12 protein-coding genes and 1 pseudogene are annotated in these 14,542 nt (G+C 51.0%); 10 read left to right on the plus strand and 3 right to left on the minus strand.

Features of this window, described 5'->3' with window-relative positions; all coding sequences use genetic code 11:
• Window positions 1–270: 270 nt before the first annotated feature.
• The gene (locus IAI51_RS14905) at window positions 271–636 is read left to right on the plus strand and encodes an antitoxin Xre/MbcA/ParS toxin-binding domain-containing protein (RefSeq protein WP_187679168.1); all 366 of its coding nucleotides are present in this window, start codon (window positions 271–273) and stop codon (window positions 634–636) included.
• A gap of 603 nt (window positions 637–1,239) precedes the next feature.
• Here the strand turns inward: IAI51_RS14905 and IAI51_RS14910 are convergent.
• The 3 genes from IAI51_RS14910 to IAI51_RS14920 all read right to left on the minus strand — a co-directional run bounded on the left by IAI51_RS14910 (window position 1,240) and on the right by IAI51_RS14920 (window position 4,514).
• Window positions 1,240–1,737 carry a 3'-5' exoribonuclease gene (locus IAI51_RS14910; protein ID WP_187679169.1) on the minus strand — a complete coding sequence of 166 codons (498 nt, stop codon included), beginning with the start codon at window positions 1,735–1,737 and terminating at the stop codon, window positions 1,240–1,242.
• A gap of 486 nt (window positions 1,738–2,223) precedes the next feature.
• A complete protein-coding gene (locus IAI51_RS14915; protein WP_187679170.1) occupies window positions 2,224–3,273 on the minus strand; it encodes a DUF4238 domain-containing protein in 1,050 nt (349 codons plus the stop codon).
• Window positions 3,274–3,347: 74 nt separating this feature from the next.
• Complete coding sequence (locus tag IAI51_RS14920; protein WP_187679180.1) at window positions 3,348–4,514, minus strand: restriction endonuclease; 1,167 nt, start codon at window positions 4,512–4,514, stop codon at window positions 3,348–3,350.
• A gap of 522 nt (window positions 4,515–5,036) precedes the next feature.
• Between IAI51_RS14920 and IAI51_RS14925 the strand changes: the two genes are divergently transcribed.
• The 9 genes and pseudogenes from IAI51_RS14925 to IAI51_RS27970 form a co-directional block, all read left to right on the plus strand.
• Window positions 5,037–5,600, plus strand: a complete 564-nt coding sequence (locus tag IAI51_RS14925; protein ID WP_187679171.1) for a hypothetical protein — start codon at window positions 5,037–5,039, stop codon at window positions 5,598–5,600.
• A 256-nt stretch (window positions 5,601–5,856) separates the two neighbouring features.
• Complete coding sequence (locus tag IAI51_RS14930) at window positions 5,857–7,521, plus strand: dsDNA nuclease domain-containing protein (protein ID WP_187679172.1); 1,665 nt, start codon at window positions 5,857–5,859, stop codon at window positions 7,519–7,521.
• Window positions 7,514–9,688: a DEAD/DEAH box helicase gene (locus IAI51_RS14935; RefSeq protein ID WP_098466043.1), complete on the plus strand. Its 2,175-nt coding sequence runs from the start codon at window positions 7,514–7,516 to the stop codon at window positions 9,686–9,688. Before IAI51_RS14930 ends, IAI51_RS14935 begins: the two co-directional genes overlap by 8 nt.
• 192 nt (window positions 9,689–9,880) lie before the next feature.
• Window positions 9,881–10,360 carry a hypothetical protein gene (locus IAI51_RS14940; RefSeq protein WP_187679173.1) on the plus strand — a complete coding sequence of 160 codons (480 nt, stop codon included), beginning with the start codon at window positions 9,881–9,883 and terminating at the stop codon, window positions 10,358–10,360.
• Window positions 10,361–10,554: 194 nt separating this feature from the next.
• Window positions 10,555–10,773 (plus strand): hypothetical protein, encoded by a 219-nt coding sequence (locus tag IAI51_RS14945; RefSeq protein WP_187679174.1) that lies wholly within the window; start codon window positions 10,555–10,557, stop codon window positions 10,771–10,773.
• Between the two features lie 67 nt (window positions 10,774–10,840).
• Window positions 10,841–11,392 carry a restriction endonuclease gene (locus IAI51_RS14950; RefSeq protein ID WP_187679175.1) on the plus strand — a complete coding sequence of 184 codons (552 nt, stop codon included), beginning with the start codon at window positions 10,841–10,843 and terminating at the stop codon, window positions 11,390–11,392.
• A 322-nt stretch (window positions 11,393–11,714) separates the two neighbouring features.
• Window positions 11,715–12,119: a helix-turn-helix domain-containing protein gene (locus IAI51_RS14955; RefSeq protein ID WP_187679176.1), complete on the plus strand. Its 405-nt coding sequence runs from the start codon at window positions 11,715–11,717 to the stop codon at window positions 12,117–12,119.
• A 210-nt stretch (window positions 12,120–12,329) separates the two neighbouring features.
• Window positions 12,330–12,461, plus strand: a complete 132-nt coding sequence (locus tag IAI51_RS14960) for a DUF2256 domain-containing protein (protein ID WP_187679181.1) — start codon at window positions 12,330–12,332, stop codon at window positions 12,459–12,461.
• Between the two features lie 1,088 nt (window positions 12,462–13,549).
• Window positions 13,550–13,855: pseudogene (locus IAI51_RS27970) on the plus strand (hypothetical protein); the annotation flags it as partial.
• Between the last annotated feature and the right edge of the window lie 687 nt (window positions 13,856–14,542).

The raw sequence follows: 14,542 nt of genomic DNA on the forward strand, positions 1-14,542 counted from the left end.
AAACCAAGCCCTAGCGCGAGGCGCAGGTCTTGGCCCTGACGGGCTTCCATCCGCACGCCTGCGCGCTTCGCTTGCCTTCGCCCACCACTCGCCTTCTGACGTCTGTAACGTAGTTTTGTGCGCTGTAACGTAAGCAGAGTTACAAAGCACAAAACTACGTTACAGACCATTGATCGCTGGCAGCTGGAGCCGTTCGCCGGTCAGAAGCGGCCAAACTGTTCAATGAAGATGGATAGTCAAACTCGGCCATCACAGATCATAGGGTGGAGCATGAAATCAGGCGAATCGGGCACTGCAAACGCTGTACTTGGCAAAGCATTTATCCGGGTTGGCGAAGGGTTGGGGCTTGATGACACTGAACTATCAGCCGTATTAGGCGAGCAGGTTTCAACTGTGCGTCGTTTACGTCACGGACATGAGCTACTTGAACCTAGCATCGAAGCGCGGGGCCGGGCCATGCTCCTGATTGAGTTGTATCAGTCACTGCTCGCCGTCGCAGGAAACGAGCAAAATGCAAAGGTCTGGCTAAGCAGCATGAATCGAGGTCTGAGTGGTCGACCACGCGATCTCATCGCATGCCGAGCGGGACTGGAGCAGGTCGTCCAATATCTCGCTTCTACTCGCTCTCTCATTTAACCTTTCATACGCATCGCTGAAATGCTGTCATGGAACACGAAATAAGGAGTGCGGCATGAATTGGTTCGGTCGATTGATAGGACTCGTTTGTCGGGACAACAGATCTGGCCAAGAGCAAGCCAGAGATCGGGCGTTCATAGCTGCCCTCAACAACCTGAAATCTCTGCGCGTGACACCAGACGGCGGTATGTCGATTGACCCCGACGAGATACGAGAGCAAGTGATAGCGAGTCGCCGGTCACTCAAGCGTTTCGTACGATAACCATTTTCGATTCATTTGGCGTACTGAGCCGAGCCGGTGGCTCGAAGAAGCGATAGCATTGGCGTCGCGCTCAGTAACCTTCATGACGCGTTGAGTAGTGATCGCAAGATTCCTTCCCGATTTTCAGGCAAAAAAGCCCCAATTGGGGGACTTTTTCTACTTGCATCACGATCCGTGCTGGCGTCCCCAGAGGCTACGACCAGGATTGGCTCCGTCTGTACAATTGAGATAACTGTATATCTATACGCCAAGCGCATTTTTTCGGATTGACCGAAATACGAAAGACGATCTTGGACAGGGTCAAACAAGCACTCCCCTCTCGAGCTCATGATTCATCACAATCAATCTCCCACCAACTTGGGGGCCGCCGTCAGACGCTGATAAAGCTCAGCGAGGAGTCGGGCATCAAGCAAGGCATGATGAGGTAGCTCGGAAAGCGCTATGTCACCGAGGTCGTCGGCTTCAAAACCTCTGAACAAATGAATCAGGTTGGTGGGCATGTTCGCGACATAGGTTGGCCATTTATGATCCACGTACGCGAGCTGGCAGAAGAAATCCCAGTCCCAGTCTGGAGCGTCGGAGCACACTTCGAGTTGGCCTTCGATACTGCCCAGGAAAGCGCTCATCGCTGCTTGGGCTTCAACGAGTGACCTTCCATAGCGGAGCTGATCCAACTGCGGCAAGACATGCTGGATTACGAAGTCACTGCAGTCTTCGATCTTGTAGGTATCGGTCAGTTCTACATAGAACTCGTCTCCCGCTTCTGAGACCAATGCTAACGAGATCAGCTTTGTATCCTGGTTGAGCTGAGTGAACTCACAGTCCAAAAATAGCTTCATCCTCTACTCCCTGTGAGTACCTGGTTCATGCATGCCGGTGTACCTTTGGCAAAGCGACCAAAGCCGACTGGTTTCTTTTATGACTTTAACCTATTGCCCTGACGAACCTACGCCTGCGCTCACAGCAAGAGAGGTTTGCTAGGTACTGCGCGATGCGATCTTTGGGCGACGCACGATGATCAGAGCATGTGCTCAGACTTGGGACGAGCTCTATGCCGGGATGTTCATGGTCGACGTCGAGGGATGGAGCATGACGATCTTCAACGACTGTGTTGAGCTCGATTACTGCGAAGCATGCGTCAGCACCGATGGACGACGTTGGTCGTTCGACTCGGGAGATCGATACGGGACTGACCCTATAGCTCTGCTTAGCACATGGGAGCATCAGACATTTGAGCGGCTTCTGAAGGCGTTATGATGAGGATAGATCTCGACGAACCATCTCAGAAAGATCCCTTCGTGTAACCTCGTCTTGACTGTTGCGCGTCAAGTTAGCTTCTGCCCCATCAGCCCCGAAAGCACTTCTCCAAGTAATACGCTCATTTCTCGTGCCGAAAGCCAGCTAGCATTGCGTCCTATCTGCGCTTGAAAATCTACAGCACGATCACTCTGGTGGGAGCAGATGAAATACTTCATAGAGCATCGGGCGATTTCAAGCGGCAGGTTTTGGGAAAGCGGTGGCTGAGAGATATCCGTCTCCCCAAGAAGATACAGATCCGACGACAGCGGCAGGATTACGTGAACAAGCTCATCATCCTTATCCATGAAGGGCTTGAAAGAGCGCTCGCCTCTCACATGGAACAGTACGACTGAATCCCCTAGGGGCAGATCGCGTGACTCAAATCTTTGAACCGAATAATGGAGCGCGCTGAAACGCAGGGCGCGGGCAGCTGGCGATACAGACTCGTTGAGCATGCGGACATGACTGGCTTTTATCATGTCGGGTATTGAAGACTTAATACGCATCAACAGGGCAGGCATCTGGGCTGCAAATATCGCGACAAGGGGCTCGATGATTTGGTCGAGGAGTGATTCATCCATATTGAGCAAAGCCTGAAGCTGCTGCGGGCTAACATCCTGCTCTGCCAAGGCACTGTAAAAGACAGGGGAACCTGGTCTGAAATGATCTTGAGTCAACGCACGGAGGGTAGCGGGATCTGAAAGATACCCAAGAATGCCAGTGGCACACTCATCAACCATCGACTGCATATTCTGGCGAACATGGCGGCTTCTGATTTCTAGATGAGCTAACAGCGCTGGAATCCTACCGACCACCGCCTCGCTCAGGTTGCCAGCTCGTAGGCTGTCTATCAAAGGTACGTAAACGTCCCGCTCTTCGTCGGTGATTTTATCGTCCAGATCCGGCTCGCCGTCGATAGCATAAAAATGCCTTTCAAGTCCTACGTCTTGAATATTTGCAGATCTGGGGGGCTTGTTTTGTTCGTATACCCAGCATCGGACGATTTTGCCGTTACCTGGAGATCTGAACCCTTTCTGCAAAAACTTTGGAATGAAGTGCTGTCTTACTCCTGACACCTCGCGTGCTCCCTCAGATCTGTATGCTTATGATGCCTTGGCGATTGCCGTCTTGACCGCTGAAGGGCACAGGCCTAGGCGCTTTCATCCTCGGCCTGGAAGACCTCGATGAGCTTCTGATTGTAGTCATCAAGGTAGCTCTGAAGCCCATCACGGTCGATTAGCCGCACGCACGCCGTGCTGGCCAACTCCTTCGCTGATTTCGTGTAGTAGGAGTTCGTTACGACCATCGCCTCGTCACACCCGTAGAAGGCTTCAGCAGAGATGGCCTGCTGCACAGCCGCGTTGCCTACGGAGCCCGAATAGTTCTTAGCTTGGATGACCATGTTTTTACCGAACCGGCTAACGAAAAGATCGGCGCCCTGATCAGCAGTTTTCTTGGTTTCCTTAACGTCATAGCCAATGGTCTGGAAGATCTCAACCAGGAAAGCTTCAAACTGAAATCCGTCCATAGCATCCACCAGGTACATGGTGATGAACTGATTCGGATTAAAATGCTCCAGCTGAGATCCCAGACGTTCGACGAGAATATCGAAATAAATCTCCTCGCAGAGGCTCAGGCCATTCCGGAAAACCTGTATCGGGAGGAGCGGCACACCAGATGTCGACGCCGCCTGGGGATTGAATTGAACATTGGGGAAAGCTAGGTCATTTTCCCAAAGGTAGTAATAGAACAGAGCCAAGTCAGACCTGAATGTCGCTCCTGCCTCTTCAATCCAAGAACGTAATGTGTCGGCCAGGTCAGTCCGAATGTGGCGGGTCAATTCTCTGGAGAAGCCCAGATAGGCAGAGTTGAAGGCTGTGGTCTGTAGCAGCTTGTCCAATAGAGATGGAAGCCCTTCGAGTTCGTCAAAGCCTTTGCGAATCAAGACTTCCCTGAACAGCTCCCTCTCGCTGTACACACCATCCAACCGTGGGCCGGGCACGCCTGCTTCATCGCTTGTACCTGCGCTTTCGCGAGTGGTGTGTATGAAGTTCGTGAAGTATGGCTGCTTCAGCTCCGCGTACTTTCTCAAGACGTTGTTCAAAAGATCGTTGAGCTGGGCTTGCTCCTTCTTCTTCCCGAAGAAGTCCTGAATCAAGCCTTTGGATCTGTATTGAAAGTCGGGATAAAACGAAGGATCCAATGGCGTGAGGTGTCGCAACGTGAGCTCTGATGACGGTGAAACTTGAGAACCCATGCACCATGGGCATGCGATCTCGAAGGTAGTCCTATTGCATCCATTGCATTGATAAATCATCGCGTCTATCCCTTTCATGAGTCGTCACGCGACCTGCGCGTTTTCGTGCTTGAGACATTATCTGAGTGCCGTCAGCACGTCCACGCGCTTGCCTCCCGCTGTTGGATAGTCGCTAAGCGCGTATCGACAGAGGGCACGCTGGGAAAGCTACCAGCGCTACTCGGTAAGCTCCCCGTCATAATCATTGCGCCTTCCTGCTCAAATCGGAATCCATGCAATTAATATTTCCTCGTTACATGCCGACAGATATGCGCGTGGACGATTTTAAAGATCCCGTGGAGCAATGAAAAACCTGAAAGGGTGGAGTTTATTTTGTTAAAAAAGCTTGTCTCAGCCTTGTCATCAATCCGGAGCCGCCCCGCAATTCGAAATATGCTGTCGGTCGGTGCCCTCTTCGCCTTCGTTGGCTTTTTGAGTGACGGGTCTTCCCTTATATCGTTCGTGAGTCAGTTGCGAGGACAGGACAAAGCGCCCCTAGCCGTTGTCCGAGCAAGGCTAAAGCCTTTCAGAATTAACGCCGTGATGCCTGAAAACCAAGATGACGTATTTGTTCAGCTGCAGCTGAGGAACTATGGAAAGGATCCCGTCTACCTGACGTCGGCTCTAATTGAAGTCACCAAAAGCAATACGGCAACGCTCGGCAGAGCCGGTGCAGCGGGAATGTGCGTATTGTCCGAGAACCCGAACGCCAACACGCCTATCAAGGTCGAACCAGGTGCAAGTGTTTGGGTTCGGATCTCAAAGAGCATTCACCTACAGGGCTTGTCTACTTGGCTGACTGAGGAAACCCTAAAAGACATACACGTCCCCACCCCTGAAGACCCATCTACCATCACCGAGAACTTTTTTGTCGATGAGGTAAATCGAAAATTTGGCGAGCTCTACGGCACTGAAGCTGCTCTGAAGGTCACCGTTTTTTCGGGGAATCGCGAGGAATTGCAGACATTCAGTTTTAGGCTAGCTGAAGGAAAAGACATATTTGCCAAAGATGGCAGCCTCCAGCAAGACTGGTTGATCGCCAACTGGATGTTCCCAAGATGGCGGCCTGCTGATGAAGGTACAACCTGTGAGGATGAGCCGAGCTAGGGATTCGCCCGTGCGACTGCGGCCAGGAGGCGAAAACAACGGGGTGTATTCGGTAGCGTTTCTAAACAGCGTGGAACGAAGCTTGTTGCTTTTGAGGTGCCTGAACGAGGCTACTTCCTCGAGCTGGGATCAGCTACCTTCCATCCGGATTAGCGCCGTGTCCCTATTGGCTACGAAAGCCTCCATTCCGCCCATAGACTGGCAGAGCACAATCCCATACGCTGGGCATAGCAAAGTGCCATGGAATACGAGCGCAATGGAAATAACCGACTCGGGGGGCGTAGCAGCAAAATACGGCTTCCTATATCAGGACTGTGTCGCTGCCTGGCTTGCAACTGAGATGCTCATGGACAGGGAAATGCGTGCCGTGCGTGTCGAGACCGTTGATGATGTAGATATCGTCTGGGCAGGTTTCACAGAGTTCATCCAAGTCAAGGCTGCTGCCGAGAAGAAGTGGACACCGACCACAATCACAGATAATTCAACAAGCACTGCTGTCTCCTCTGCGAAGAGCAAGTCCTGGGGCAAGCCACGAAAAAAACGCATACCTGATTCATCGATGGTGCATAAATCGATGAAGCAAGCGACCGTCCCAATTAGCAAATGCAGATTTCGGATCGTTTCAGCAGAGCGCCCGACTGGCCTCTTGGAGTACCTCCGAGTATTGCCGACCTCGCGAATTGGCAGGCCAGGACGACAAGAGCTAGTCGACGACCTCAACCAGCGAACTGCTAACTTTGTTGCCGCATCCAAAAACGATATCGGGCATTGGGTAGATTCGACTTGGTGGCAGGTATATGCGTCGGTACACGAAATCGAACTTATGGGTATTAAAAATATCCGCAACGCGGCTCTAGAGGTCGTTGGCGTAAGCCTGAGTTCCGATGTCGCTGCCGAGGCAATTTGGCGAGACATCGTTTACACACTAACCAAGAAAAGTGCGCTTTCCAGAAAAGTCTACTGTGAAGACGATAAGACCTACTATCGAAACAATCTCATCGACTGGTTTAAATCTGAGATTTTGATACACGAGAAATCCGCATATACGAATACAAAAATATACGCAAACAAAAAACTCCAACCCATTCTCGTGCACCTCCACACGCATGCGCCCAGCTGCGGAAGCATCACAAGATGCGGAAAAGTAATGCACCAGCATTACAGCATTAGAAACTACAGATATAGCTACATCTCAGAAAGTGTAATTAAATGGATTGATGAAATCCTACTAATGCCAGAGGAAATAGCGGACATCACAGGCATATCAACAAGTGATCGATACCGGATCTTGTTATCTCGATTGGAAGCATCCATGAGCGAGCTTGGGGATTTTCTTGGAAAAGTATTACTTCACTCTTGTATCCGAAGCCAACATACGAGCCAGCCAATACCTGCCTCTCTATATATTGAGAAACCCTTCGAGGTAAAAGTCCTCGAGAATGTTCATATCGTCCCAAGAGCCTCAGGAGGTGATGAGCTTTGGGTAGGGTTTAGCCACCTTTACAACGGTTCCGACCTAGCCGAATGTTTGAACAATCTTCGAACGATTCTATACACAGACATCATCGACAATATCGATTCGGCTCGTTCCAAAATTCTTGAAATCAAACAAGACTCCTACTTGCTCCAGCACGATATTGATGAGCTCCTCGAAACCAGTCAAGCTTTCGATATCCACCTAAACAGGTATCGCTTTATAATTTTTCTTGGTTACAACTCCATTTTGCTGACCGAGCCCGAGACACCGGGTTATGAGCCAGAACTTTATACAGAAACTAAGAAACTATTCGATAATTTTTCGTCAGACTTAAAAACCAGCGGATTCGGAGAGGTACTGATCGATCTTCACCTTTACCCTGTACCGAACATAGATAGATTGTTATCCGAAGTAAAGAAGGCGCTGGAGAAGGCTTGTGCTTGAAAACTACGAATCCGCGCTCCAAAGCCTGCAACATCCAAACTTCTCGGCCTTTGCCTACCTCAAAACCGCTGAGCAGCTCCTATCTAATCCGAAGTACAGGAGCTCCGGGCGAGAGCTTGTCATTCGAGCCTTGGACTCTCGAAGCCAATTTTCGGGAGTTCATGCATTACTACGCCACCTAGTTCGGAAATCTGGGCTATATCCATATTTGAAAACACAGTTTCAAGATCTGTCGCTTGCGGAGGAGTTTGTCTTAGAGGCATATCAGACGCCTATATCAACAGATATCGTCTTTCACTCCATGCAATTCAAAATCTACGAGTTGCTTCTTGAATATCGAAACGTGATCCTGAGTGCACCGACTAGCATGGGTAAGAGCGCTATCGTTGACTCGCTGATCGCGTCTGGGAAATTTAATAAACTCGTAATTGTCCTCCCCACTGTCGCCTTGGTCGACGAAACACGACGTCGACTTGAAGAGCGTTTTGGACAAACATTTCAAATAATTCACCATGGCACACAGCGTTCTCGACAGGAGCACATTCTATATGTGTTGACACAAGAGCGTGTTAATGACCGGGACGATCTGATCGACATCGACCTATTCGTACTTGATGAATTTTACAAGCTCGCCTTCAAACGCAAGAAGGACGGCGAGATTGACGATGAAGATGAAAGAGTACCAGCTCTAAACTCGGCACTGAGCAAACTACTTCGCTGTTCCAAGCAGTTTTTCATGACAGGGCCATTTATCAACGGTGTAAGCGGACTGCCGTCGTCCAACCTGCATTACACGTTTATCCCTACCGACTACAACACGGTAGCTGTGGACGTCAAATTCTTCAACATTAAACCTGATAGCGTGAATGAGAAGAATGAGGCATTAGCGACAACACTCGAGCAGATCCATGGGCCTACCATCATTTACTGCAAATCTCCAGGCCGCGCGGTACAGGTTGCTAAATTTCTACTAAAATCCGGCTTTATGAAAGCCATCGAAGATGACTACCTCAGCTGGTTAGATCAACACTACCATCCCAAGTGGGAGTACACGCGCGCTTTTAGAAATGGGATAGGCCTTCACTACGGTGGACTACCCAGAGCTATGCAGCAATACACTATCGATAAGTTTAACCGTGGCGAACTCCCATTTCTGATCTGCACTTCAACTATCATTGAAGGCGTAAACACTGTCGCTAAGAATGTATTTATTTACGATAATCGAGCCGGTAACTTCAGCATTGATCGGTTCACGCATGGGAATATAAAAGGCCGAGCAGGACGGATGGGTGAGCATTTCGTCGGTAAGGTTTTTTGCATGGAAGAACTACCAAAACAAAGCGACTGTTTTGAGGTAGTGATACCTCTAGGAAAACAAACAGAAGAGCTGCCCTTAAATTTCCTCGCAGGCATTCAGCCGGAACATTTGACAGATTTTTCCCAATCCAGGTTCGATGCCGGGACGTCAGCCAGCAGGGCTGGGAAGGATTTTCTGAGGAAACATGCCTCATTCAAACTGGAAATTATTGAAGCAGCATTCAGCTTCGTAGACATGTCCGATGAAAGTGAATTCCACAGTTGCTTATTCTCAGGCGTCCCCAAAGCAGGATTCGCAAATTTCCTGTCTCGTTTCGTTGATCGTGTTTGCTCTGGCTCATTTAAAAAACTAGGGCTGATCAATAACATCAGCGTTATCAATGCCAGAGTCTCTGCCTACCTAATGGCGACCAGCCACGAAAGCTACCTAACCCAACAAATATCTCGCATACCATCCAGTGTCGATAGCGAAGAATTATCCGAGCAAATAAACCATGCCCTAAACTTTGCGAGTCGGATATTTGGTTATGCCATACCTAAAGCACTAGCTCTACTTGAGGACATCGTCAACCTCAAGCTAGAGGAGAGGGGTAAAGACTACCGGGTATCCTATGGGCATCTGCGCAGTGTTTTCGAAAACTATCATTTGCATCCGGCATGGGCCGGGCTTGAAGAGATGGGAATCCCTGTCCAATTGCTTCATAAGCTCGGAACACGATTTCCATTTGCAGAAGAGGCAAGCGTAGACGATGCTTCTCGAATCTTGCGTGAAAACCTGGATCGACTCCAAAGCCTAACCTTGCTTGAGCGGCATTTCATCGATAGAGCGCTAGGTCGAGTAAAGCGGTGAATGAACTAATTAGACGAAGGGCGCCGCCAGCGCCTTTGTCTTCGATCAGCTCACCCGCAGGCTTCGGCCCTTAGTAGGTATCGTCAGGCTTCCAGCTTGCCTCTACATCCTCGGAGCTCGGGAAGGCGGTAGCGCCCTTCCGTCAATACTGAGATCTATAAGATGCTTACATAAACAAGTGGGTCGAAACGCATGAACAGGCCGCTCTTCGACTTTGACCTCAAACGCGTCTCGCACCAGCACTACATAACAGGGAAAGCCGCCATCAATTTCCCGCGTCTAGGAAGCACCACGGGTGGGTGGCATTTCCTTGCATATTTTGATCGGGAATCCGGCGTGGCTAAGGTGTCGTTAGCAGGCATTCATTACCCTGACACCACAGCATACTTTGGTGACCTTGGCATCATTGACGTGACCGATGAGCTAGCAAAGCGTGGATGGTCTGTTGAAGGACGGCGGCTGTACATGGCGGATCACCGCAGAGCTGCTGCGGACATGATCGTTAGATGGGCATTGAGTGAGTCCATCCACTGCAGCGTCGAGATTGATGATTGGTTTCCTTCTAGTGCGGAGAGACAGCGACTGCTTGAGACTCTAGATACAGGAAGGTCAAAGCTTTCCGAGGTTGGTAGATTGCAAAAGGTGGAAGCTTGGCTCCGTACGCAAACCTGAAGCTCGGGTAGATAAGTATTACCCATCGCGTGCTCCACAGACCAAGCACGGCGGGCAAGCAAAGACGGTGAGTGCAGCATTCTGGCCCCCTGTCAGCCCTGGTCGTGCTCTGCCAAAACATCGGGCAAACCCGCACCGTTTGAGACAGCGGTGAGATGAACTAGGCTCTGTGCACCATCCCAAGGAAGACCGCCATGCGAGATAATTCGAACTACAAGATCGCCACGGCGGACGCCCTGACATTGCTGCTGCATAACCAGCACGCACTAGGTGCAGCAATAGAAGAAATAACCAAGTGGCTTTCAGAAAATGGCGTGGGAAGCGTCGCCGCTCATGCGATGTCGGCCATGGAAGCGCTGGACGCAAATGCTCAAGCCATCGCCGATTCCATCTTGAGGATTCGACAGTCTTAGGTGCTGCCACCCCGAGCCCTGCGCACCTATCGCACACTGCCAATTCGACTGAACGATAAGGAAAAGAATGTTCCCACCAATGGCGAATCCCAACCTCGAAATTACCGCCACTGAATTCGAGTTCTTGGTCAGAGACTGGATCCTCAAACAGGGAGGTGAACTGACATCGCTGGAGGTCAAGCACGACGTGAAGGTCGAGGCCTACGATTCAACCTACCAGATAGACGTGCTGGCAAAATTCCAAGCCTTCGCGGGCGCCGAATTTATCGTTCTGATTGAGTGCAAAAAATACCGTAACGCAGTCGAGCGGGAGCTGGTTCAGGTGCTGCACGACAAGGTCAGATCTTTGGGCGCTCATAAAGGAATGCTGTTCACCACATCAGGATTTCAATCCGGAGCGATAAAATATGCAACAGCCCACGGTATCGCGCTTGTATCGATAGTCGACGGTGCAGCAACCTACCATACCCGCTCGGCTATTGCCGTTGATGCGAAGCCACCGGCGTGGCTAAACCTTCCGAAATTTGCGCTCTGGCACGTTGCTGAGAACGACGCAGGCAACATCTCGATGAAGTCGCTGGGCCGTGCTGATACCGAAATCAACGAGATGTTCAGCTAGAAAGATGGAGGGAGCAGACTTGGCTCTAGACCAAGAGCAGGCCGCAATCGAGATGGTACAGGTCATCGGTGAAACCCGTCTTGGCTCCAAATTAGAGGCAGCGCTTCAGCAGTTCAAGAGTCTCGAAACCTCCCACATGCGCTCGCTTTCTTCGTCAAGGCAACTCCCTTAAATAGCCCACCTCGGCGTACATAGCCTCAGCAAGCTGCAAGGTTCGTCTCGGTCTCACTAGAGCATGAAACCCAGACATATCGTGATAGGCTTCCATGTGCCCAGAATTGCTACTTCCAGCGTATCCACGACTCAAATCAGGAACGTGTTTATGTCGCTCAAAAATGCCTTCGCTGCTGTGCTTAAAGCGATGCGTGCAGGCAAAGGACTGACCCAGAGGAACCTGGCAGAAGTCAGCAGTCGAACATACGTCTCGAAATTAGAGCGCGGTCAATCAAGTCCGACGTTAGAGATGATCACCGCGCTAAGTGGCCCGCTTAATGTGAATCCTCTGACCCTAGTAGCCATTACTCTCTCCGCCGAATCGGGGCATCCGGTCAACGCTTTGCTGCGTCAGACTCAAGAAGAATTGGCGGGTCTAACCCGCGACGGAATTCTGAAAAATTTGACGATTTCGTCGGGCGATGGGTTGCTAGCGGCACGCCCCTCTAGTAAGTCCTCAAGTAATCGCTCAGCGACGAACGCCCAGCAAGTAGAATTCTGCTTCGCAGAATAGACGATCCTCCATTCAGCAACATTGATGATAATGCCGGCCACATCAAGCGGGGTCTTGTGCGCTTCAGAGAGCTCCCATGAAAATGCCACTGTTCGACCTTGCTCTCAAACACGTGTCACGGCAGCACTGCATCAAGGGTAAATCCAAACAACAATCGGTCTGGGTACGCGACCAGACACTACTCGCTAGACGCGATGCATGGGGATCGTTTTGAAGAAGAGTGAGCTCCCAGTCAAAACCTGCGTGACCTGCGGCCTTCCCTTCACATGGAGGAAAAAGTGGGCACGCTGCTGGGAAGAAGTGCGCTACTGCTCGGAGCGCTGCCGGCGCAGTAAATGCTGAACCGAAAGGTGGGTACGGGGAGTCAGTCTGAAGCAGCAAGCGATCAAGTCGAAAGTTTGATCAACATTGGCTTGGTGGTGAGCCCAGCATCTGATATCCCCACACTTGAGGTCGGTTTACAAGACTGGTTTGTGAAGGAGCTCCTTCGGGATTTACACACGGGTCGATAACCCTGCATGAAAAAATGCAGCTTGTTGGATAAGCACTTCGCTATTGCTGACTTGGGATGCCTGTGTACAGCTGAAATGGACGCATCCTCGTCGCACGAATTGTAAGCCACTTGCCCTCACCTTTCCGGCACGACGGTATGCAACCGATTGTCGCAGCAGCCCGAAGCCAGATTACCAAGGCAGGTTTGCCATAAGCTGACTTTGCTCAGGTGCAACGCCGCAAGGATCACGCGTTCTCGCAGCCGCTACAGTGCTGATAGCGCCTTGTTTTGATGGGACACGAAGCTAAGGGAGGTGCTACGTGGAGCTGGACAGTAGATCGATTGTTGCTGCTGGGCTAGTTGCACTCGCCGGCCTCATTTTCTTTCTTCGATACCACATGCTGCGGCAATGGAAGCGCGAGGAACAAAGAGAATTCATGGCCGCCTTGAGATGCCAGAGTAACGATCAATACGAGATACTTTTAGACAAAATTACCTTTCCTAGCAGGCTTTCACCTGGAGAGGTTTACCGGATCATTCACAATCATAAGGGAGAGTATTTTCTCTATCTTTACACCAGAGGATCGCCAGGCGTTCTTCAACCATTAAGCGAAGAACGAGCGATGATTTCAGTACGGCTGAATGGATAATGGATCTGCAGTCAGACGCTTTTGACGTGCCGCCCTGATGGCGGACGGCTGTCGTGAACCGAGCCTGGGCGTAAACGCCTGCGTCTCGGCCCTTCGGGCTTCCATCCTCACGCCTTCGGCCATGGGCCTGCGCGCTCCGCTTGCTTCTGGACTAACTGAGGCGCGCAGCGCAAATTAGCTTCCGACAAGACAGAGGCCCATTAAGCATACGACATGTTCACTTCATCACAGTGCATCTCAAAGCGTTTTCCAGATCAACGACTCCGCCGTGTAGCCGTCTCAAGCATATGATCCAGCCGCTCTTCAACTTTGACCTCAAACGCGTCTCCCGAGAAAACTACATCACGGGCAAAGCCGCTATCAACTTCCCCCATCCCTGAAGCACCAAGGGTGTGTGGCATTTCCTTTCATATTTTGATCGAGAATCCGGCGTGGCTAAGTTGTCATTGGCTGGCATTCTTTAGCCTGACACCACAGCCTATTTCGGCAATCTTGGCGTCATTGACGTGACCGATGAGTTAGCGGAGCGCGGCTGGTCTGTGGATGGCTATCGCCTGTTCATGGCAGATCACTACAAAGCCGCTGCGGACATCCGGCTTGTTCGACGGATCCTAGCCCAGCAATCGGCGCGAGTAACAATGCATAACGACAACCGGGCAACGGCGTCCTTGAGCCCAGGCATAGATGATGTGGTCACACTAGACTTGAGCGGGCGCCAGAACATCAACTCCATTCAACGCCAAGGTTTGGCGCCAGATACGGTCGGCGTAGTTATACGAACGAGTCGACGCGGAGATTGCTCAACGCCAATCGACCGGCTCTCGCGCACTCAACTGAGCAACGGGCGTGCGCGCTCGCGCTTTTCCGAATCAAGAGTGCGGCAACCTTTTAAAAATAGATTCCCCTCGCCTGTAACGGGCGATCAGACCTTCTAGCTACTGATTTTTCTGCGTTCGAGCGTCAAAGCGTTGCTCTTTGGAGTAACGCCATTGCGCTACTTGCTGGAGTTGGTAGACGCACCGACACGCGGACTCAACAACCCGAGCGAACGGCTTGCTTCCATCTGGTTATACCTTTGTTTAAGCACACGACCTAACGCCACGCGTTTGAGCTAGCAGGTCGTCAGATACCTCGATGTGTCGAACACTCTCGCTGTAGTGGTCAACTAATCCCGGACACGACGTTAAGTTTTTTCTCGGCCTGAGCTGGGGCCAGTCCGTTATTGAATTGGTGCGGTCTAATCCAGTTGTACCGATGCATCAGGTAATGACTGATGTCGC

The sequence above is a fragment of the Pseudomonas sp. N40(2020) genome (assembly GCF_014472415.1).
Lineage (GTDB): Bacteria > Pseudomonadota > Gammaproteobacteria > Pseudomonadales > Pseudomonadaceae > Aquipseudomonas.

What these genes read in the sequence shown, in the direction of transcription:
- IAI51_RS14950 (WP_187679175.1), top strand. Translation starts at nt 10,841, where the DNA reads ATGTTCCCACCAATGGCGAATCCCAACCTCGAAATTACCGCCACTGAA.
- IAI51_RS14940 (WP_187679173.1), top strand. Translation starts at nt 9,881, where the DNA reads ATGAACAGGCCGCTCTTCGACTTTGACCTCAAACGCGTCTCGCACCAG.
- IAI51_RS14910 (WP_187679169.1), bottom strand. Translation starts at nt 1,737, where the DNA reads ATGAAGCTATTTTTGGACTGTGAGTTCACTCAGCTCAACCAGGATACA.
- IAI51_RS14955 (WP_187679176.1), top strand. Translation starts at nt 11,715, where the DNA reads ATGTCGCTCAAAAATGCCTTCGCTGCTGTGCTTAAAGCGATGCGTGCA.
- IAI51_RS14905 (WP_187679168.1), top strand. Translation starts at nt 271, where the DNA reads ATGAAATCAGGCGAATCGGGCACTGCAAACGCTGTACTTGGCAAAGCA.
- IAI51_RS14930 (WP_187679172.1), top strand. Translation starts at nt 5,857, where the DNA reads ATGGAAATAACCGACTCGGGGGGCGTAGCAGCAAAATACGGCTTCCTA.
- IAI51_RS14925 (WP_187679171.1), top strand. Translation starts at nt 5,037, where the DNA reads ATGCCTGAAAACCAAGATGACGTATTTGTTCAGCTGCAGCTGAGGAAC.
- IAI51_RS14945 (WP_187679174.1), top strand. Translation starts at nt 10,555, where the DNA reads ATGCGAGATAATTCGAACTACAAGATCGCCACGGCGGACGCCCTGACA.
- IAI51_RS14920 (WP_187679180.1), bottom strand. Translation starts at nt 4,514, where the DNA reads ATGATTTATCAATGCAATGGATGCAATAGGACTACCTTCGAGATCGCA.